This is a genomic window from Pseudomonas sp. zfem004 (assembly GCF_032621715.1).
Classification (GTDB): domain Bacteria; phylum Pseudomonadota; class Gammaproteobacteria; order Pseudomonadales; family Pseudomonadaceae; genus Aquipseudomonas; species Aquipseudomonas sichuanensis.
In genome coordinates this window covers 460,995-480,396 of record NZ_JAVYJF010000001.1, presented here as the reverse complement: position 1 = coordinate 480,396, position 19,402 = coordinate 460,995, and the positions used below count along the sequence as shown (strand labels likewise).

Below are 19,402 nucleotides of genomic sequence, written 5' to 3'. Positions count from 1 at the left end.
TTGTTGACGTCAAATTTTTGCATTCGCCAGAATTGCCCTGACAACGACGTCCGCCCGCCATCCCTTCAATCGCGATCCCCTGGCACCACCTTGTCCGTGTAGGAGCGGCCTTGTGTCGCGAAAGGGCTGCGCAGCAACCCCGGCAATCTTGTGGGAACCATAGATCCTGGGGCCGCTTCGCGACCCTTTCGCGGCACAAGGCCGCTCCTACAGGGGTCGCGCAAGCTCAGCAAATCAATCGCGATACCCTGGCGCCACCTTGTCCAGCAACCGCAACAACGCCGCCCAGGCCAACTGCATCGCATCCGGATCAGCCAACTGCCCCTCCTCCAACGGCCGTCCAGGGTCATTGAACTGCCGTTCGGTATGCGCGCACACCGCATGGGGCGGCAACACCAGCTTGCCGCTGGCCTGGGCGGCCAGCTGGATCTCGCAGGCTTTCTCCAGGTAGTACATGCGCATGAACGCCTCGCTCACGCTGCGCCCTACGGTCAGCAGGCCATGGTTGCGCAGGATCATCACCGGCTGCTGCCCCAGGTCGGCCACCAGCCGCTGCTGTTCGCTCAGGTCCAGCGCCACGCCTTCATAGTCGTGGTAGGCGACCTTGCCGTAGAACTCCATCGAGATCTGGTTCACCGGCAGCAACCCGCATTCCAGCGCCGCCACCGCGCAACCGGCGCGGGTGTGGGTATGCAGCACGCACTGCGCATCTTCGCGGGCGCCATGGATGGCGCTGTGGATCACGAAACCCGCCGGGTTGACCGGGTAAGGCGAAGGCTCGACGGCATGGCCGTGCAGGTCGATCTTCACCAGGTTGGAGGCGGTGATTTCATCGAACATCAAGCCGTAGGGGTTGATCAGGAAATGATGCTCGGGCCCCGGCAGGCGCACCGAGATATGGGTGAAGATCAGGTCGGTCATGCGAAAGTGCGCGATCAGCCGGTAGCAGGCCGCCAGTTCTTCGCGCAGGTGTTGTTCGGTAGGCATGGTCACGGGTTCCAGGTTGGTGAGGGGCGGCTGGAGCGTAGAAGACTGTCCAGCCGCGACGGGTTACTTGCTGGCTGCCCAGGCGTTGAAGCGTTCCTCCAGTTCCTCGCCATGGTCGACCCAGAACTCGACGTTCATGGCCAGGGCGCCTTCGAGGTTCTCCTTGGAAGTCGGCACCCACTTGGCAAGCTCCGGCGCCAGCGCGGCAGCCGCCTGGGTGTTGGTCGGGCCGTAGGGAATCTGTTCGACGTAACGCACCTGCGCCTCGGGCTGGTTGGTGTAGGCGATCAGCCGCTCGGCCTGCTGCACATGTTTCGAGCCCTTGATGATCGCCCAATAGTCCATGCCGTACAGGCTACCGGGCCACACCAGCGCCAGCGGGCTGCCGTTCTGCGCGGCGGCGGCGATGCGGCCGCTGTAGGTCGAGGTCATCACCACGTCACCGGCGGTCAGCCATTGCGGCGGCTGGGCGCCGGCCTCCCACCACTGGATGCTGGGCTTGAGCTGGCTCAGCTTGGCGAAGGCGCGGTCAACGCCTGCCGAGGTGGCCAGCACCTTGTACACGTCCTCGACCTTGACCCCGTCGGCCAGCAGAGCGAACTCCAGGTTGTACACCGCGCGCTTGCGCAGGCCACGCTTGCCCGGGTACTTGTTCACGTCCCAGAAGTCGGCCCAGGAGGTCGGCGCCTGGGCCAGCTTGTCGCGGTCGTAGGCAATCGCCACGCTCCACACCAGCGCCGCCGAACCGCAATCCTGCGCGGCGTCGGCAATCAGCTGGTCCTTGTGGCCCAGCTTGTTCCAGTCCAGCCGCTCGTACATGCCTTCATCGCAACCGCGCAGCAGGTCGGGGCCTTCGATCTGCACCACGTCCCAGTCCACGCTGCCGGTGTCGACCATGACCTTGATCCGCGCCATCTCGCCGTTGTACTCGGTCTGGATCAGCTTGCTCTTGTCCTGGGCGCTGAACGGCTGGAACAACGCCACGTCCTGGGCCTTCTGCCCGGCACCGCCATAGCCCACCACGACCATGTCCGACGCCGCCTGGGCGCTGCCCAGGCCCAGCCACAACAGCACCGCGTACAACCCGGGTTTTCGTGCAAAAGCGCTCATCGATGGACCCTCTTTGTTGTTTTTGTGAGGTTCGCCCCTGAGGCGGGGGTGCTGTCGAAACTAGTCAACGACCAGTAAAAAAACAAGTTGATTTTTTACTATAGGTACACTTTTATAAGAAAAAAACAACAACACCCCGCTGGAGCCTGCCCGTATGTCGACCGCCTTCACGCACCTGTTCGAACCGCTGCAGCTCCGTGGCAAGCGCCTGAAAAACCGCATCATGTCCAGCGGCCACGACACCTCCATGCCCACCGACAACCTGGTCAACGAGCGGCTGATCGCCTATCACAAGGCCCGTGCCGAGGGCGGTGTCGGGCTGATCGTGCTGCAGGTGGCCGGGGTGCACGACAGCGCCCGCTACACCTCCCATGTGCTGATGGCCACCGACGATGCCTGCATCGACGGCTACCGGCGCCTGGCCGAGGTGTGCCACGCCCAGGGCACCGTGGTGCTGTCGCAGATCTTCCACCCGGGCCGCGAAATCATGGAGTCCGCCGATGGCCTGCTGGCGGTGGCCTACAGCGCCTCCGCCGTGCCCAACGAGCGCTTCCGGGTGATGCCGCGCGAACTCGACCAATCGATGATCGACGAGATCGTCGCCGGCTACGCAGCTGCGGCGCGGCGCCTGCACCAGGCGGGCATCGACGGTGTCGAAGTGGTCGCCAGCCACGGCTACCTGCCCGCGCAGTTCATCAACCCGCGGGTCAACCGCCGCAGCGACGGTTACAACGGCGACCTGGAACAGCGTCTGCGCTTCTTGCGCGAAATCCTCGCAGCCGTACGCGCCGCCACCGACGAGCAGTTCATCGTCGGCCTGCGCATCAGCGCCGACGAGCGCGATGCCGAGGGCCTCACCGAAGGCGAATCGCTGGAGGCGGTGCAGGCCCTGCAAGCGAGCCTGGACTACGTGCATATCGTCGCTGGCACCTCCGCCTCGCTGGGCGGCGCCATCCATATCGTCCCGCCGATGGCCATCGAGGCGGCGTACCTGGCCCGCGAAGCCGGCACCTTCAAGTCGCGCCTGCAGATCCCGCTGTTCGTCACCGGCCGCATCAACCAGCCCCAGGAAGCCGAACTGATCCTCGCCCGTGGCCAAGCCGACGTGTGCGGCATGACCCGTGCGCTGATCTGCGACCCGCAGATGCCGAACAAGACCGACAGCGGCCGCGCCGAGGACGTGCGCGCCTGCATCGCCTGCAACCAGGCCTGCATCGGCCACTTTCATCGCGGGCTGCCGATCTCCTGCATCCAACACCCGGAAACCGGGCGCGAACAGCAGTACGCCAACCTGCCGGCTGCCAGCGTGCGCAAGCGCGTCATGGTGGTGGGAGGCGGCCCCGCCGGCATGAAGGCCGCCGCCGTGGCGGCGGCACGCGGGCACCAGGTGACGCTGTATGAAGCCAGCGCGCAACTGGGCGGCCAGGTGCTGCTGGCGCAGTTGCTGCCCCGCCGCAGCGAGTTCGGCGGCGCCAGCACCAACCTGCAACGGGAAATGCAGCTGGCCGGGGTCGAGGTAGTGCGCAATACCCGCGTCGACCGCGCCCTGGTCGAGCGCGAACGCCCGGACGCGGTGATCGTCGCCACCGGTGCCGAGCCGTACTGGCCGGCGTTCGAGCGTGGCGGCGAGCTGCAGGTGGTCGATGCCTGGCAAGTGCTGCGCGACGAGGTGAAGCTCGGCCGCTCGGTACTGGTGGTGGACTGGCGCTGCGACTGGATCGGCCCCGGCATCGCCGAGCGCCTGATGCGCGCAGGGCATCAGGTGCAACTGGCGGTCAACGGTACCCATTGCGGCGAGAGCCTGCCGCTGTATGTGCGCGACCAACTGGCCGGCGAGCTGCACAAGCTGGGCATCCCGATCACGCCCTATGCCCGCCTGTATGGCTGCGACGACAACAGCGTCTACCTGCAGCACACCGCCAGCGGCGAGGCGATGATCTTCGAAGGCATCGACACCCTGGTGCTGTGCCAGGGCCATCAGCCGGTCGACACCCTGGCCGAGCAGATCAAGGACCTCACCCAGGTGCAGCGCATCGGTGACTGCCTGGCCCCGCGCACGGCAGAGGAAGCGATCCATGAGGGCTTGAAGGTCGCCGCCGCCTTGTGAGCCTGTTTATACTCCGGGACTTTGCAGGGCCGACTGGAAACCGCCATGAATCGCCACATTGCCAAAGCGCCGCCACCTGCCGAGGACGGCAGCACCGCGCCGCAGTTTCTCGGCACCCGCATCCGCGGCCTGCGCAAGCGCCGCGGCATGACCCTGGCCGAGTTGGCCGAGCAAAGCGGGCTGACTGCCGGCTACATCAGCCAGCTGGAGCGCAACCTGTCCTACCCGTCGATCCCGGCGCTGTTCAACATCGCCCGCACCCTGGGCGTGACCATCCAGTGGTTCTTTGCCAGCGAAGCGGTCACTGCCCCGGAAGACGAGGGCTATGTGGTGCGCAGGAACAGCCGCCTGAGCGTGCATTACGAGGACGGCATCGTCGACCAGTTGCTCACCCCGCAGCCCAGCCGCGAGCTGGAAATGCTGCATTCGCGCTTCCCCCCGGGCACCTACAGCGAGCAGAGCTACAGCCATGACGGCGAAGAGGCCGGCTACCTGCTGTGCGGGACCTTCGAGCTGTGGGTAGGCGAGCGCCACTTCCAGCTCAGCGAAGGCGACAGCTTCAGTTTTTCCAGCCAGGAGCCGCACCGTTACGGCAACCCTGGCGACGTCGATGCGGTGGTGATCTGGGTGATCACCCCGCCGACCTTCTGAGCCCAGCACAAGAACAACACAAGGTGCCGCCCCATGACCGACCTGATCCTGCACGAACTCGACGAAGGCCTGCTGACCCTGCGCCTGAACCGCCCGGACAAGCTCAATGCGCTGACCAACGCCATGTACACCCGGCTGGCCGAATTGTTCGAGGCAGCCAACCACGACCCGCAGGTCGAGGTGATCGTGCTGACCGGCAGCGCCGAGTGCTTCACCGCCGGCAACGACCTGCCGGACTTTCTCGACCAGCCGCCTACCGACCTGAACAGCCCGGTGTTCCGCATGATGTGGGCGGTGCTGGCGCTGGACAAGCCACTGATCGCGGCGGTTGCGGGCCCGGCGATCGGCATCGGCACCACCCTGCTGCTGCATTGCGACCAGGTGCTGGTCACCCGCGATACCAAGCTGCGCACGCCGTTCGTGCCGCTGGGCGTGTGCCCGGAGTTCGGCGCCAGCCTGTTGCTGCCACGCCTGCTGGGGCATGCGCGGGCCGCGCAGGTGTTGCTGTGCAGCCAGTTGCTCAGCGGCGAGCAAGCCGTGCAGTGGGGGCTGGCCACCGAGCTGCTGGAGGATGGCGCACAATGCCAGGCCGCGGCCGTGAAACTGGCCCGACGCCTGCAGCGCCTGCCAGGCGATGCCCTGCGCATCAGCAAGCAATTGCTCAAGGATGCCCATCGTCAGGAGCTGGCGGCTACGGTTGAGCGTGAAGGCCTGGCGTTCATCGCCCGCCTGCAGACGCCCGAGGCAAAGGCAGCGCTGCGGGCGATGGTCAAAGGATGAAACCAGACTTACCCCATTCGGAGACTTGAATGCTGCGTGTTTTTGAACGATGGCTAGACCCCTTCCCACCCGATGAAGTCCCGCCGCCTCCGGTGGGGCTGCTGCGTTTCCTGTGGGCCTGCACCCGCGGCGCTCGCGGCTACATCCTTGCCCTTGCGCTGTTCAGTGCCGGCGTATCGATCTACGAAGCCTGGTTGTTCTCCTTCCTCGGCCAGGTGGTCGACCTGCTCCCGGCCTGGCAGGCGGGTACCGCCGCCAGCGGTGAGGAAAGCCGAGTGCTGTGGGGCATCGGCCTGGTACTGCTGGCCAGTATCGGGCTGGTGGCGCTGCGCACCCTGATGCAGCACCAGGTGCTGGCGATCAACCTGCCGCTGCGCCTGCGCTGGGACTTCCACCGCCTGATGCTGCGCCAGAGCCTGTCGTTCTTCTCCGACGAGTTCTCCGGCCGGGTCACCACCAAGGTGATGCAGACCGCGCTGGCGGTGCGTGAGGTGCTGTTCACCTTCATCGAGATCATTCCCGGCATCGGCGTGTACTTCATCGCGATCATCGCCCTGGCCGGCGGTTTCGCCCTGCAACTGATGCTGCCGTTCGTGGCCTGGCTGGTGCTGTTCGGGCTGGCGATGCTGTACTTCGTGCCGCGCCTGGGCAAAGTCGGCCAGGAACAGGCCCATGCACGCTCGTCGATGACCGGGCGCGTCTCCGACGCCTACACCAACATCACCACCGTGAAGCTGTTCTCGCACTCCAAGCGCGAAGCGCACTTCGCCCGCGCAGCCATGGAAGACTTCAAGCTCACCGGCTTGCGCCAGATGCGCCTGGTCAGCCAGTTCGAGATCGTCAACCAGGCGCTGGTGGTCGGCCTGATTCTTGGTGCCGGCGGCTATGCCCTGTGGCTGTGGCACCAGGACCAGGTCGGCGCTGGCGCGGTGGCGGCGATAACTGCCATGGCGCTGCGCATCAACGGCATGTCGCACTGGATCATGTGGCAGATGACTTCGCTGTTCGAGAACATCGGCACCGTGCAGGATGGCATGGCTACGCTCACCCGTGGCCCCAAGGTGCAGGATGCGCCTAACGCCGGCGTGCTCGAGACCCGCGGCGGCGCGGTGACCTTCGACAAGGTGAGCTTCAACTATGGCGGCGAACGCCAGGTGCTCGACGAGCTTACCCTGCACATTCGCCCCGGCGAAAAAGTCGGGCTGGTGGGCCGTTCGGGTGCCGGCAAGTCCACGCTGATCAACCTGCTGCTGCGCTTCTACGACGTCAACAGCGGCACGATCCGCATCGACGGGCAGGACATCGCCGAGGTCACCCAGGACAGCCTGCGCAGCGCCATCGGCATGGTCACCCAGGACACCTCGCTGTTGCACCGCTCCATTCGCGACAACATCGCCTATGGCCGCCCTGACGCTACCGATGCGCAGATCCGCAGCGCCGCCGCCAATGCCCAGGCCGATGCGTTCATCAGCCAGCTCAGCGACAAGCAAGGCAACAGCGGCTACGACACCCTGGTGGGCGAGCGCGGCATCAAGCTGTCCGGCGGCCAGCGCCAGCGCGTGGCCATTGCCCGGGTGATGCTCAAGAACGCCCCGATCCTGCTGCTGGACGAGGCCACCAGCGCCCTGGATTCGGAGGTCGAAGTGGCCATCCAGGAAAGCCTCGACGAGATGATGCAAGGCAAGACCGTCATCGCCATCGCCCATCGGCTGTCCACCATCGCGGCCATGGACCGGCTGATCGTCATGGACGAGGGGCGCATTGTCGAGCAAGGCACCCATGCCGAACTGCTGGGCAAGAACGGCACCTATGCACGGCTGTGGCAGCACCAGAGCGGTGGGTTCCTGGGTGAGGACCAAGGCGTGGTCGAAAGCGTGGAATAGGCCTGGCGGGGGCTGCATTCGGCACGCCCCCTCCACCGGTCAATCAGGTCCGGAACCGTCGCACCAGCGTATCCAGCTCATTCGACAACCCTGCCAGGCTCTGCGAATCCTGCCGCGCCGCCTGGGCCAGTTCGGCCACCAACTGCGCATCGCCGTGGATCTGGCTGATGTGCCGGTTGATGTCCTCGGCCACCTGGTGCTGCTCTTCGGCCGCCGTGGCAATCTGCGTGTTCATGTCGCGGATCACGTCCACCGACTCGCGGATCTGGCCGAAGCTGTCGCGGGCCATGCCGATGCGGCTGACCGACTGCTGCGAGACTTCCAGGCTGGCGTGCATCTGCTCGGCGACCTGCGCGGTACGGCTGGCCAGGTTGCCCAGCAAGCCGTCGATCTCGGCGGTGGAGTCGGCGGTGCGCTTGGCCAGCGCCCGCACTTCGTCGGCAACCACCGCGAAGCCCCTGCCCTGCTCGCCGGCACGGGCCGCTTCGATCGCCGCATTGAGGGCCAGCAGGTTGGTCTGTTCGGCAATCGAGCGGATGGTGCCGAGGATCGACTGGATGGCGTTGCTGTCGCGCTCCAATTGCTGGATCGACTGGGCCGATTGCTCGATCTCCTGGCTCAGCCGATCGACGCTGTGCACCGCGGCGTCGATCTGCTGCTGGCCCTCACGGGCCTGCTGCTGGCCGCTGTCGGCCGATTGCGCGGCCTGGCTGCACGAGCGCGCCACTTCGTTGGCGGTGGCGACCATCTCATGGAAGGCGGTGGACACCATGTCCACCGCTTCACGCTGGCGCCCGGCAGCTTCGGCCATGTCATGGGAAACACGTGTCGAGCTGTTTGAGGTGCTGAGGATCTTGCCGGCGGCCGAACCGATGTGCTGGATCAGGCTGCGGATGGCGCCGAGGAACTGGTTGAACCAGTTGGCCAACTGCGCCGTTTCGTCGCGGCCGCGGATGTCCAGGTTACGGGTCAGGTCGCCCTCGCCCTGGGCGATGTCTTCCAGGCCGCGGCTGACGTTGTTGATCGGGCGCACGATCAGGTTGGCGAACGCGGTACCGACAACGGCGAACACTGCAGCCAGCAGCAGTGCGATGGCGCCGATCAGCCAGCTCAGGCGCGAGGTGCTGCGCATCACTTCGTCGTGGCGGATCAGGCCGATGAAGGTCCAGCCCAACTGCTCGTCGGGGTAGAGGTTGGCCATGAAGCGCTCGCCATTGATCTCGACCTCGACCAGCCCTTTGCCGGCCTTGGCCAGCTCGGCGTAGCCAGCGCCGAAACTGGCAAGTTGCTTGAAGTTGTGGCTGGCGTCCCGGGGGTCGACCATCACGTTGCCGTTGTTCTCCACCAGCATCACATAGCCACTTTCGCCCAGCTTGATCTGCTTGAGGATCTCGGTCAGCCCTTTGAGCGACACGTCGATGCTGACCACGCCGCCCGGGTTGCCCAACGGGTTGGCGACGGCACGCACGATGCTGACTTGCACGGTGTCATCGGCGGCCCAGTAATAGGGCGCCGTGCGCAAGGTCTTGCCGGGGTTGGCGATCGCCAGCTGATACCAGGGGCGCTGGCGCGGATCGTAGTCGGCGAAGTCTTTCGTGGCGGGCCAGCCCACGTAACCACCGTCTGCTAGCCCATAGGAAACGTAGGCATAGCTGGGGTGGGCGTCTGCCAGACGGGTCATGAACTGGAAAATCTGCTGGTCCCGGGCGCCAAGCTCATTGCCGGTGCTGGCGCCCAGGTACTTGTTGACCTCGCTGCCCGTGGCCGTGACCAAGGGTTGCGCGGCCAGGTAGTTGACGTTCTGCTCGATGCCCTGGAAGAACAGGCTCATCGCATTGCCTACCTGGCGAATTTCCCGCGTGCTGTTGTCGAAGAAATTCTCTCGCGCCTCATCGCGCAGATTGAGGACGACCAAGATGGCAACCAGGCTTATCGGTATCACTGCGATCCCGGCAAAGGACCACATCAGCTTGTGCTTAATGTTCATTCATCCCCCTTGAACCTGCGAAACGATCACCCGGCCAATAGCCGTGGTCAGTTGGTCGCCATCTGGCGAGCATTGGTTTTTTCACGACGCCGGTAAGCCAGCAGCAAGCCGGCGTACCAGAACGGCATGACATACAGCGCAGTGCGGGTATCAGGCTCCAGGGCCAGCAAACAGAGCACGAACAACAAAAACACCTGAGACAAGGCCGCACAGGCCTTGCCGCCCGGGAGCTTGAAGGTGGATTGCTGGTGGGCCTGCGGGTTCTGGCGGCGGTAGGCAAAGTAAGCCATCAGGATCAGCGACCAGGTGACGATGATCATCACGGCCGAAATGGTCGACACCAGGGTGAACACCGTCATGACTTCCGGGATCACGAACAGCAGCGTCAAGGCCAGGGCCATGCACACACCCGAGAACATCAGCGCACGGGCGGGCGTTCCCGAGCCCGACAGGCGCCCGAAGGCCAAGGGAGCCTGGCGCTGATGGGCCAGGCCGTAGAGCATCCGCGACCCCGAGTACACGCCGCTGTTGGCCGATGACGCCGCCGAGGTGAGCACGACGAAGTTGATGATGCCGGCAGCGGCCGGAAGCCCGCCCAGCAGGAACAGCTCGACGAACGGGCTGCGATTGGCGGGGACGTTGGCCCATGACACCACACTGATGATGCACGCCAGCGCCGCGATGTAGAAAAGCAGGATGCGAACCGGGATGGTGTTGATGGCCTTGGGCAGGGTTTTCTCCGGGTTCTTCGCCTCGGCGGCGGCAGTACCGACCAACTCAGTGCCGACGAACGAAAAAATGGCGATCTGGAAGCCCGCCAGGAAGCCCAGGATGCCGTGGGGCATGATCACGCCCGGGGCAACCAGATGGCTGAAGGACGCCGTCACCCCCGCTGGCGATGTGTAGGCTGTGGCAACCATCACCAGCCCGGTGATCACCAACAGCACGATAGCCACCACCTTGATCAGCCCGAACCAGAACTCGACCTCGCCGAATGCCTTGACCGCCAGCATGTTCAGGCCCAGCAGCAGGAACATCGTGGCAAAGGCCGGCAGCCAGGTGGGTAGATCGGGGTACCAGTACTGCATGAAGCCCGCCACCACGACCACATCGCCCACGGCCGCCACCACCCAGCTGAGCCAGTAGGACCAACTGAGGATGTACCCGGCGCGTGGCCCCAGATAGTGGTGCACGAGGTCGGCGAACGAGCCCATTTCGAGGTTGGCGAGCAGCATCTCGCCCATCGCCCGCATGATGCAGAAAACGAAAAAGCCGATGATCGCGTACACCAGGATGATCGAGGTGCCCGACAGCGCGATGATCTTGCCTGACCCCATGAACAGGCCGGTGCCTATGGCGCCACTGATCGAGATGAGTTGGATATGGCGGTTTTCGAGCCGCCGCTTGAGCACGCGGCCATCTTCTGCTGTCGCGTCTGGCGCGTCACAGGTGTGTTGCATCATTAACCTCTTATTCTTTTTCGGTAAAACCTGGTTTTTACCCACGCCCCTGCAAAACTGGCACGCACGTACAGTTCTCTTGAGCACTTTAAAGTTGCAAGGCAGGGACGGGAAAATCACACAGACAACAATAAAAATCCGCTGAACAACTTCACCGGACTGGCTGGCTTGATAAACTTCATTACGAGTGAAGCGACTTATTCTGCCAGTCGACCTGGCCAATCGGAACACAACAAACTGCACACACGGCAGCCCGGTTCATACACAGTGCCAGCCACGGCTGGCAGATTGTTCATTGACACTGCCGAAACCGGCAGACCGGGTGATCACATTTTGAACGTGGACAGCAAAATGCTGGTTTCAGTGTTTTCGATATGGGGGATCGAGCGAATGGAGTTCAACACCCGGTCAAAGCCTTCCAGCGTGTCGGCACGCAGTTCCGCCATCAGGTCCCAGCGGCCGTTGGTGGTGTGGATGGCCACCACATTCGGGTGGCCCCTTAGCGCACGCTTGACCTCGGCTGCATGGTGGCCACTGATGGCGATGCTAGTGATGGCCCTTACCCCTTGCTCGGGAGCATCCGACCTCAGGCGGATCGTGTAGCCCAGAATCACACCTTGCTCTTCCAGCTTGGTGATCCTGTTCTGCACCGTTGCCCTGGCAACCCCCAGTTTTTTCGCAAGGGTCAGAACTGGCGTGCGCGCATTGTCCCGCAGCAGCGCGACCAGCGCCCGATCAATATTATCCATGTTGAATACCAGGCTGTTCAGATTGTCATTTGAGGGTCGCAGATTGTGTAGAAGTCTTTCAAAACTGGCAACCTGCACGCTTCATATTGACACCCTCTTTCATCACAATTTTCCGGCGACTGTTATTGCAATAACCTTGCGTATTCACCCTGCACAGTCTGCGGTTAAAGCGCACTTGCCAAGTGCACTGTTTAATTGACACCCCGACACGCTCGGACTTGATTCGTGCCCTGGGTGCATTTCCATTAAAACAAACACGACGCGCAGCCTGACGTGGCCGCACGCACTCAACCCCGGTAATTACAAGATGGCATTTCCAACACGTTCGATTCAGGCACCTGCGGCAGTGGTCATGGTCCGGCCGCATGCCTTTACCCCCAACCCGGAAACTGCAGCAGACAACGCGTTCCAGAGCGCCAACCCGGACATCGCCACAGCCACCCTCGCCGAAGTCGCGCGCGACGAAGTCAGCCAGGCGGCGCAGCGGCTCATGGCCGAGGGTGTGCGGGTACACCTGTTCGATGACCTGGGCGAACACGACACCCCTGACTCGGTGTTCCCGAACAACTGGTTCTCCACCCACCCGGGTGGCCATGTCGCCATCTACTCGATGTACTCGAAGAACCGTCGCCGCGAGCGGCGGGCCGATGTCATCGAGATGCTCAAGCACGAGTACCGGGTGCAGGACGTGATCGACTACTCGGGCCTGGAGCAGGACGAGCTGTTCCTCGAGGGCACGGGGGCGATGGTGTTCGACCACTTGTCCAGGGTTGCCTACACCGCGCGCTCGAACCGCGCCGACCCGATCGCCCTCGAGCGCTTCAGCACCCACTTCAATTTCGAACCCATGGTGTTCGATACGGCGGATGAAAAAGGCTCGCCAATCTACCACACCAACGTCCTGATGTGCGTGGCGACCGAGTTCGCCCTGGTGGGGTTCGACACCTTCACCGACAAGGCGCGGGCCGAAGAGGTGCGCATGCGCTTGATCGAATCCGGCCGCGATGTGATTGACCTGACCAACCAACAGATCAACGAGTTTGCCGGCAACGCCATCGAGCTGTCCGGGCGCGATGGGCGGATGCTTGCGCTGTCACGCCGGGCATTCAACAGCCTTACTGCCGAGCAGCGCCAACGCATAGAGCGCTCGGCGCGGCTGGTACCGCTGGACGTGCCGACGATCGAAATGGCGGGTGGTTCGGTGCGCTGCATGATCGCGGGCATTCATCTTTCGCCTCGCCGATAGGGCCCAGCGCGAGCTGTCGTGATTGCGTCTGCAACGACCCGATCCGTCGCAGTCCAGCCCCATCACGACAGGTTTCATTCCAGCCTATCCGGGACACTTCCGAGGGCGGGTTGCAGTGCCGACAGCGCCGCCAGCCCGCCCTATCAACAAGAACGGAAAACCCGACATGACCCGACACGCACTCAGCCGCATTGCCATCGCCCTGCTGCTCGCCGGCGGCGCAAGCTTCACCCACGCCGCCCCTTTGCTCGACACAGTCCGCGGCGAAACCCCCGCCGCAGCGACCCTGGCACACAGCAACGCATGGCTGGAAATCGACCCGCTTGCCTTCGAGCACAACATTGCGCGTATCCAGAAACTGGTCGCCGGCAAAAGCCAGGTCTGCGCGGTCATGAAAGCCGACGCCTATGGCAACGGTATTGCGTTGCTGGTGCCATCGGCCATGCGCATGGGCATCGGCTGCATTGGCGTTACCAGCAACGAAGAGGCACGCGTGGTCCGCGAAAAGGGCTTCAAGGGGCGGCTCATGCGGCTGCGCATTGCCAGCCTGGGCGAGGTGCAGGATGCGCTGCCCTATGCCATGGACGAGTTGGTCGGCAACCTGGACGTGGCGCAGCAACTGGATGCACTGGCCAAGCGCAGCGGCCACCGGCTGAAGGTGCACCTGGCACTCAACTCCGCCGGCATGGGCCGCAACGGCGTGGAAATGGGTACGCCCCAAGGGCTCAAGGACGCGGTCGCCATGGCTACCCTCGGGCATCTGGAGGTGGTCGGCATCATGACCCACTTCCCCGTGGAGGAACGTGAGGATGTGCTCAAGGGCCTTGCCCGATTCAAGGAACAGTCGGCGCTGCTAATCCAGCAGGCCAAGCTGGATCGCAGCAAACTGCTGCTGCACTGCGCCAACACCTTCACCACCCTGGAGGTGCCTGAAGGCTGGTTGGACATGGTGCGCCCGGGCGCCGCGCTGTATGGCTACCCCGTGGGCGGCCACGAGGAGTTCCAGCGGGTCATGCAGTTCAAGTCGCAGGTGGCGGCGGTCAACAGCTACCCGGCCGGCAGCGGCATCAGCTACGACCACACCTACACCCTGAGCCGCGACTCGCGGGTGGCCAACATTCCCGCGGGCTACTCGGACGGCTATCGCCGCGCGTTCTCCAACAAGGCCTCGGTGCTGATCAATGGCAAGCGCGCGCCGGTAATTGGCAAGGTCACCATGAATACCCTGATGGTCGACGTCACCGACATCCCGGGGGTCAAGGCGGGCGATGAAGTGGTGCTGTATGGCAAGCAAGGGGGTGACGAGATCACCCAGGCAGAGCTTGAGACCATCAACGGGGCATTGCTGGCCGACCTCTACACGGTCTGGGGCAACTCGAACCCGAAGGTGCTGAAAGCCAAGTGATGGCGCGCGGCATCGCCTGCTTGTAGGCACTTGGCTCTGTACGAAAAGTTTTGTGGGAGCGGGCTTGCCCCGCGATGGAGTGCGAAGCGCTCCTTTACCCGATATCAAATAGCGCCAAAGATGCTGCAAGTTCAGGCTTTGCTGCCACGTTGCGGCAGATCGCGGGGCAAGCCCGCTCCCACAAAGCTTTGGGTACAGAGCCTGGTAGCCAGCCGCCTGCCGATGCTCAGCGCAGCTGCCCTGCGATCAACCCCAGCGCAATCACGATCATCACCAGCCCCGACACCCGCCCGACCACCTGCGCCGCCGCCGGCCGGGTACGCAGTACCGCCTTGGCGCCATACCCCACCATCAGGTACACCACCAGCGAACTGGCCAGGTGCACCAGCCCCAGCAGCAGGATCTGCAACCACACCGGCCAGCTCGCCTGCGGGTCGGTGAACTGCGGCAACAGCGCCAGGAACAGCAGGAACACCTTGGGGTTCAGGCCGCTCACGCAAAAACCCTTGAACGCCCAGCGCGAGCCGCAGTCCGTCACGCCACCCTCCCCGGCCTCGGGCACCGCCGGGCGCAGCAGCAGGTTGCCGCCCAGCCACAGCAGGTAGACGCAGCCCGCCAGGGTCAGCAGGGTCAGCGCCAGCGGGTGCCCGGCGATCAGGCTGCCGACCCCGGCGGCCACGATCAGCGTCACCAGAAAATGCCCCGAGAGCATCCCCGCCACCGCCGGCATCACCCAGCGCCCGCGCATCCCGGCGGAAATGGCGTAGGCCCAGTCGGCACCCGGGGTGATCACGAACAGCAAGGACACGGCCCAGAACGCCGCCAATACACTCATGGCCACTTTGAATCTTCCTTCCACATAGGTTTTGGTGAAAGCAAGATTACGGATATCGCTCGGGGATTTTCTTTCGTATATTCCCCACATCAGCCATCAACCTGGAAGATTCTTCCCTCATGGACCGAACCGATCGAAAGATCCTTGCCGAACTGCAAAAAGACGGGCGCCTGTCGGTAACCGAACTGGCCGAACGCGTGGGCTTGAGCCTGTCGCCCTGCCACCGCCGGCTCAAGGCGCTGGAAGAATCCGGCGCCATCCTCGGCTACCACGCCCGCCTGGCCCCCAGCGCCCTGGGCCTGAACTTCGCCGCGCTGGTGTTCGTCACCCTGCGCGAGGTTACCCGCCAGCCGGTGGCGGACTTCGAAGCGGCGGTTTCGCAGATACCGCAGATCGTCGAGGCGCAGCGGCTGTTTGGCGACCCGGATTACCTGCTGCATGTGGTGGCCAAGGACCTGCCGGCGTTCCAGAAGCTGTATGACGAACAGCTGACCAGCATTCCCAATGTGAAGCGGTTGAGTTCGACACTGGTGATGAAAGAGGTGATTCAGGATCGGTTGTTGCCGATGTAGGCATTTTTAGTTTCTCGGTTACCTGTGCCGGCCTCTTCGCGGGTAAACCCGCTCCCACAGGTTTAGCGCCGAACCTGTGGGAGCGGGTTTACCCGCGAAGAGGCCGGCATTGCCCCTCAAGATCCATGCCCCCTTCATGTGAATGCCCCACCTGGCACCCACCTTGCTACCGTCCCCCGCTTAACCTTCTGCCAGCCTTAGCTTTTTTAAGGTTCATGAGCACAAATTTACTAATTTCCCCTTCCCTGCCCCGCCGCCATCATCGCTGCAACAAGAACGCGTCGCCCCTTGTCGGCACGCGCCCGGCAACTTCGGTTGCGCCCTCCTTGCCTTGGAGTCATTCATGACCAGTGCAGCCAATTCGGCACCCCTCATCGAGAAACACACGATCGGCTACGTGCCGCCGCAAGACCGCCATGGAAAGGTAAGGGATCTGTTCACACTGTGGTTCGGCGGCAACATCGCCCCGCTGCCGATCGTCACCGGCGCGTTGGGCGTGCAGCTGTTCCACCTCAACCTGGTATGGGGCATCGTCGCCATCCTGGTCGGCCATCTGCTCGGCGGCGTGCTGATGGCGCTGCATTCGGCGCAGGGCCCGCAGATGGGCATCCCGCAGATGATCCAGAGCCGTGCCCAGTTCGGCTCGCTCGGCGCGCTGCTGGTGGTGGTGATCGCAGGCGTCATGTACATCGGCTTCTTCGCCTCCAACATCGTCCTGGCCGGCAAGTCGCTGCACGGCGTGGTCGACAGCGTGCCGGTGCCGGTGGGCATCGTCGTCGGCGCGCTGGGCTCGGGCATCATCGGCATCATCGGCTACCGCTTCATCCACGTGCTCAACCGCATCGGCACCTGGGTGCTGGGCATCGGCATCGTGGTCGGCTTCGGCTACATCTTCAGCCATGTGCAGAGCGACGACTTCCTCACCCGCGGCGGCTTCAACCTGGCCGGCTGGCTGGCCACCGTGTCGCTGGCGGCGCTGTGGCAGATCGCTTTCGCCCCCTATGTGTCGGACTACTCGCGCTACCTGCCGGCCGACGTGAAAGTGTCGTCGACCTTCTGGACCACCTACCTGGGTTCGGCGCTGGGCTCGAGCCTGTCGTTCATCTTCGGCGCCGTCGCCGTGCTGGCGATCCCTGCGGGCATGGACACCATGGACGCCGTCAAGCTCGCCACCGGCACCCTTGGCCCGGTGATGCTGGTGCTGTTCCTGCTCAGCGTGATCAGCCACAACGCTCTGAACCTGTATGGCGCAGTGCTGTCGATCATCACCCTGGTGCAGACCTTCGCCCACCGCTGGATCCCCACCGCCAAGAGCCGCGCCGTGCTGTCGCTGCTGGTGCTGGCCGCCTGCTGCGTGGTGGCGGTGTTCGCCTCGGCGGACTTCATCGGCCACTTCGTCGACATGGTGCTGGTGCTGCTGGTGGTGCTGGTGCCGTGGACCGCGATCAACCTGATCGACTTCTACGCGATCCATAAAGGCGACTACGACATCCAGTCGATCTTCAAGGTCGATGGCGGCATCTACGGCCGCTACAACCCGCAAGCGCTGCTGGCCTACGCCATTGGCATCGTGGTGCAGATCCCGTTCATGAACACCCCGCTGTATGTTGGCCAGGTGTCCGAATACATCAACGGTGCCGACCTGTCCTGGCTGGTGGGCCTGGCGGTGACCACGCCGCTGTACTGGTGGTTGGCCAGCCGCGACAGCGCTTATCGTCGGAGTCAGGTGAATGCCAAGCTGGCTGCGGGGGTCTGATTGCCCCGGTGACACGTAACAAAAAGACCCGCTATTGCGGGTCTCCTGCGGCCAAACACCAAGGCATCAGACGCGCTTGAACTGCACTAGAAGTACAACAAAAGCCATCCAGAAAACACCGATAAGGATGCAATACATACTTAGCTTCATGCGTTTTTTCAGATAGACCGGGAAATCACGACTGTCCTCCGGGTTCAGCCAACCTTGACGAATGCCCAACGCAGGCCAAAACATCCCAGCCGTCATGGCACTAACTGTCAACATTCGAAACTTTAGCGTCAGCGCACCACCGTTTCTCAGCTCCTCGCGAAGACCTTCGCTTCGCTGCAAGGCGTCGCACATCACCTTGAAATGGCTCGAGGCTGCGATATGCAACTCAATCGCAAGCCCAGCCAGCCCCACAGCGAACGGAGCGAGTAACAACACTATCCTCAACTCTACAGGCCACCAGCTCAAATCAATCATAAGCAGTCTCGTACAATATCTCGCCTACCTCTTCCCCAAAGAACTCACCGAGCTTCCCAATACCGAGGGAAGATGCGCCGATTACTTCTATTGCGCAGGTGGCCCGCCCCCATGGTCCAAATCCACAGACTGCTTTGATGGCAAGCTTTCCGACAGCTCCACCGGCCATACCTCCCGCGATCCCCCCTGTAAAACTACCCGTTTCGGTAAACCGGACACGTTTACACTCTTCAGTCTCTCCCGCACGGCAAGCCTCGTAGATTTTCATATAGGAAGATGTCGCCCCCAGGCCCACCGCCACATGCCCTCCATATTTCAAGTACTTTGTCATCTTCGCCACTTCATCCAGATGCGTCGCATACCCCGGTATCGCCCCCGGCGCACCGGCCTTGGACCAATGGTGCACCAGGCTTTTCGTAGAGATCCCCAACCCCTTGCGCAGACTTTCATGCCTGCCTAAATCCAGGTACTTGCCAAGAAACGCACTGCGCAACTGTGCGTTCAACTGTGCATACAACACCTTGCGCTCGGCAAAGAACTGCTGGCTGTTCAAATGCCGGTGCAAGCCGAATTCCCGCTGGTGCAACCGCTCGATCCCCTTGAGCGTGTCCCCCACTTGCCCTATCCCCCGCGCCAGCATGTCCTTGCCTACGCCCATGGACAGACTGGCGCCGCTGAGCACCCCGGCGACTTCGCCGATGTGCTGCATCATGAAGTCGGCTTCCTCCTCGCTGAGGATCGCCAGCGACTCACGGGCGCTGCGGGCCGCAGCCATCAAGTCGGCCTCTTCGCGAGTGCAGGCGAAGCTGTTGTCGGGGGCGCCGAGCACGAAGAGTTCGCCGGCCTTGAAACCTTGGTCGAAAGTGGGGTTGAGCCGGCGCACCAGCGACATGGGCAGGGTGCCCTGCATCGTGGCCAGCTGCTGCAGCACCTGCTCGCCGGTCATGCTGCGGGGCACGATGTAGAACCCGGGTTGCAGTGCGGAAGGTACCGTAGTGGCGGCGTGAGTGGCGGGCATGGGCTGCTCGGCAGCACCACGCGGGGCAGCCCGGGGATCGCCGGGTACCGGCGTCGACACCCCATGCGCCAGGCTGGGTATCCCCTCCAATGGGGCGATCAGGCGATTGCTGCCCAGCGGGCAGCCACAGCGCACGCGCGCGCCGTCGACGACGGTGGGCACGCCGTCCTGCAGGAAGCGAGGGTCGCCATCGATGAGTGTGCCCACCTGGCCGCAGCGTGGGCAGGGCGTGGTCGAGTCGCCTTCGAGCAACCAACCACCCCCGTTCACGTTGCCCGCCGCCCGTTTGCCGATGCAGGTGGCGCCCGTGGTGGTACGGTCGCCATCGAGGCCTTGCGCCTTGTCGAAGATAACGATGCGCAGATTCATCGGCGGGCACCCGATGCGCGGC

Annotated in this window: 15 protein-coding genes and 2 pseudogenes; 8 read left to right on the top strand and 9 right to left on the bottom strand. The window is 63.6% G+C overall.

Features of this window, described 5'->3' with window-relative positions:
• Positions 1 to 234 precede the first annotated feature (234 nt).
• Together RTH46_RS02255 and RTH46_RS02250 are read right to left on the bottom strand one after the other, a co-directional pair.
• Positions 235 to 987 carry a class II aldolase/adducin family protein gene (locus tag RTH46_RS02255; protein ID WP_153788086.1) on the bottom strand — a complete coding sequence of 251 codons (753 nt, stop codon included), beginning with the start codon at positions 985 to 987 and terminating at the stop codon, positions 235 to 237.
• 63 nt (positions 988 to 1,050) lie between these two features.
• A complete protein-coding gene (locus RTH46_RS02250; protein ID WP_153788085.1) occupies positions 1,051 to 2,097 on the bottom strand; it encodes an ABC transporter substrate-binding protein in 1,047 nt (348 codons plus the stop codon).
• Positions 2,098 to 2,251: 154 nt separating this feature from the next.
• On the opposite strand from RTH46_RS02250, the gene RTH46_RS02245 reads away from it, so the two are divergent.
• From RTH46_RS02245 to RTH46_RS02230, 4 genes are read left to right on the top strand one after another with little or no spacing between them, the layout of a single operon-like run.
• Positions 2,252 to 4,204, top strand: coding sequence for an FAD-dependent oxidoreductase (locus RTH46_RS02245; RefSeq protein ID WP_316904957.1), 1,953 nt, complete (start codon positions 2,252 to 2,254; stop codon positions 4,202 to 4,204).
• Positions 4,205 to 4,249: 45 nt separating this feature from the next.
• The gene (locus RTH46_RS02240; RefSeq protein ID WP_153788083.1) at positions 4,250 to 4,855 is read left to right on the top strand and encodes a cupin domain-containing protein; all 606 of its coding nucleotides are present in this window, start codon (positions 4,250 to 4,252) and stop codon (positions 4,853 to 4,855) included.
• A gap of 33 nt (positions 4,856 to 4,888) precedes the next feature.
• The gene (locus RTH46_RS02235; protein WP_279845683.1) at positions 4,889 to 5,635 is read left to right on the top strand and encodes an enoyl-CoA hydratase-related protein; all 747 of its coding nucleotides are present in this window, start codon (positions 4,889 to 4,891) and stop codon (positions 5,633 to 5,635) included.
• A 29-nt stretch (positions 5,636 to 5,664) separates the two neighbouring features.
• Positions 5,665 to 7,518, top strand: coding sequence for an ABC transporter ATP-binding protein (locus RTH46_RS02230; RefSeq protein ID WP_316904956.1), 1,854 nt, complete (start codon positions 5,665 to 5,667; stop codon positions 7,516 to 7,518).
• A 43-nt stretch (positions 7,519 to 7,561) separates the two neighbouring features.
• On the opposite strand, the pseudogene RTH46_RS26200 reads toward RTH46_RS02230, so the two are convergent.
• The 4 genes and pseudogenes from RTH46_RS26200 to RTH46_RS02215 all read right to left on the bottom strand — a co-directional run.
• A pseudogene (locus RTH46_RS26200) lies at positions 7,562 to 8,158 on the bottom strand (methyl-accepting chemotaxis protein); the annotation flags it as partial.
• 261 nt (positions 8,159 to 8,419) lie between these two features.
• Positions 8,420 to 9,349, bottom strand: a pseudogene (locus RTH46_RS26195) (sensor histidine kinase); the annotation flags it as partial.
• A 203-nt stretch (positions 9,350 to 9,552) separates the two neighbouring features.
• A complete protein-coding gene (locus RTH46_RS02220; protein ID WP_316904954.1) occupies positions 9,553 to 10,965 on the bottom strand; it encodes an amino acid permease in 1,413 nt (470 codons plus the stop codon).
• Positions 10,966 to 11,291: 326 nt separating this feature from the next.
• The gene (locus RTH46_RS02215) at positions 11,292 to 11,714 is read right to left on the bottom strand and encodes an Lrp/AsnC family transcriptional regulator (protein WP_110992856.1); all 423 of its coding nucleotides are present in this window, start codon (positions 11,712 to 11,714) and stop codon (positions 11,292 to 11,294) included.
• Between the two features lie 307 nt (positions 11,715 to 12,021).
• On the opposite strand from RTH46_RS02215, the gene ctlX reads away from it, so the two are divergent.
• Positions 12,022 to 12,960 (top strand): citrulline utilization hydrolase CtlX, encoded by a 939-nt coding sequence (gene ctlX / locus RTH46_RS02210; RefSeq protein WP_316904953.1) that lies wholly within the window; start codon positions 12,022 to 12,024, stop codon positions 12,958 to 12,960.
• 166 nt (positions 12,961 to 13,126) lie between these two features.
• Positions 13,127 to 14,365, top strand: coding sequence for an alanine racemase (gene alr / locus RTH46_RS02205; protein WP_316904952.1), 1,239 nt, complete (start codon positions 13,127 to 13,129; stop codon positions 14,363 to 14,365).
• A gap of 226 nt (positions 14,366 to 14,591) precedes the next feature.
• Here the strand turns inward: alr and RTH46_RS02200 are convergent, their stop codons facing one another.
• Positions 14,592 to 15,206, bottom strand: coding sequence for a LysE family translocator (locus RTH46_RS02200; protein WP_316904951.1), 615 nt, complete (start codon positions 15,204 to 15,206; stop codon positions 14,592 to 14,594).
• 113 nt (positions 15,207 to 15,319) lie between these two features.
• On the opposite strand from RTH46_RS02200, the gene RTH46_RS02195 reads away from it, so the two are divergent.
• Complete coding sequence (locus tag RTH46_RS02195; protein WP_110992853.1) at positions 15,320 to 15,772, top strand: Lrp/AsnC family transcriptional regulator; 453 nt, start codon at positions 15,320 to 15,322, stop codon at positions 15,770 to 15,772.
• 343 nt (positions 15,773 to 16,115) lie between these two features.
• A complete protein-coding gene (locus RTH46_RS02190) occupies positions 16,116 to 17,528 on the top strand; it encodes a cytosine permease (protein WP_316904950.1) in 1,413 nt (470 codons plus the stop codon).
• A 66-nt stretch (positions 17,529 to 17,594) separates the two neighbouring features.
• On the opposite strand, the gene RTH46_RS02185 is transcribed toward RTH46_RS02190, so the two are convergent.
• The gene (locus tag RTH46_RS02185) at positions 17,595 to 17,993 is read right to left on the bottom strand and encodes a hypothetical protein (protein ID WP_153788075.1); all 399 of its coding nucleotides are present in this window, start codon (positions 17,991 to 17,993) and stop codon (positions 17,595 to 17,597) included.
• Positions 17,986 to 19,380 (bottom strand): PAAR domain-containing protein, encoded by a 1,395-nt coding sequence (locus RTH46_RS02180; protein WP_316904949.1) that lies wholly within the window; start codon positions 19,378 to 19,380, stop codon positions 17,986 to 17,988. The genes RTH46_RS02185 and RTH46_RS02180 overlap by 8 nt, the downstream gene beginning before the upstream one ends.
• Between the last annotated feature and the right edge of the window lie 22 nt (positions 19,381 to 19,402).

Excerpts from the sequence above, each read along its gene's own strand:
- RTH46_RS02255 (WP_153788086.1), bottom strand. The coding sequence starts at position 987 with ATGCCTACCGAACAACACCTGCGCGAAGAACTGGCGGCCTGCTACCGG.
- RTH46_RS02250 (WP_153788085.1), bottom strand. The coding sequence starts at position 2,097 with ATGAGCGCTTTTGCACGAAAACCCGGGTTGTACGCGGTGCTGTTGTGG.
- RTH46_RS02245 (WP_316904957.1), top strand. The coding sequence starts at position 2,252 with ATGTCGACCGCCTTCACGCACCTGTTCGAACCGCTGCAGCTCCGTGGC.
- RTH46_RS02240 (WP_153788083.1), top strand. The coding sequence starts at position 4,250 with ATGAATCGCCACATTGCCAAAGCGCCGCCACCTGCCGAGGACGGCAGC.
- RTH46_RS02235 (WP_279845683.1), top strand. The coding sequence starts at position 4,889 with ATGACCGACCTGATCCTGCACGAACTCGACGAAGGCCTGCTGACCCTG.
- RTH46_RS02230 (WP_316904956.1), top strand. The coding sequence starts at position 5,665 with ATGCTGCGTGTTTTTGAACGATGGCTAGACCCCTTCCCACCCGATGAA.
- RTH46_RS02220 (WP_316904954.1), bottom strand. The coding sequence starts at position 10,965 with ATGCAACACACCTGTGACGCGCCAGACGCGACAGCAGAAGATGGCCGC.
- RTH46_RS02215 (WP_110992856.1), bottom strand. The coding sequence starts at position 11,714 with ATGGATAATATTGATCGGGCGCTGGTCGCGCTGCTGCGGGACAATGCG.
- ctlX (WP_316904953.1), top strand. The coding sequence starts at position 12,022 with ATGGCATTTCCAACACGTTCGATTCAGGCACCTGCGGCAGTGGTCATG.
- alr (WP_316904952.1), top strand. The coding sequence starts at position 13,127 with ATGACCCGACACGCACTCAGCCGCATTGCCATCGCCCTGCTGCTCGCC.
- RTH46_RS02195 (WP_110992853.1), top strand. The coding sequence starts at position 15,320 with ATGGACCGAACCGATCGAAAGATCCTTGCCGAACTGCAAAAAGACGGG.
- RTH46_RS02190 (WP_316904950.1), top strand. The coding sequence starts at position 16,116 with ATGACCAGTGCAGCCAATTCGGCACCCCTCATCGAGAAACACACGATC.
- RTH46_RS02185 (WP_153788075.1), bottom strand. The coding sequence starts at position 17,993 with ATGATTGATTTGAGCTGGTGGCCTGTAGAGTTGAGGATAGTGTTGTTA.
- RTH46_RS02180 (WP_316904949.1), bottom strand. The coding sequence starts at position 19,380 with ATGAATCTGCGCATCGTTATCTTCGACAAGGCGCAAGGCCTCGATGGC.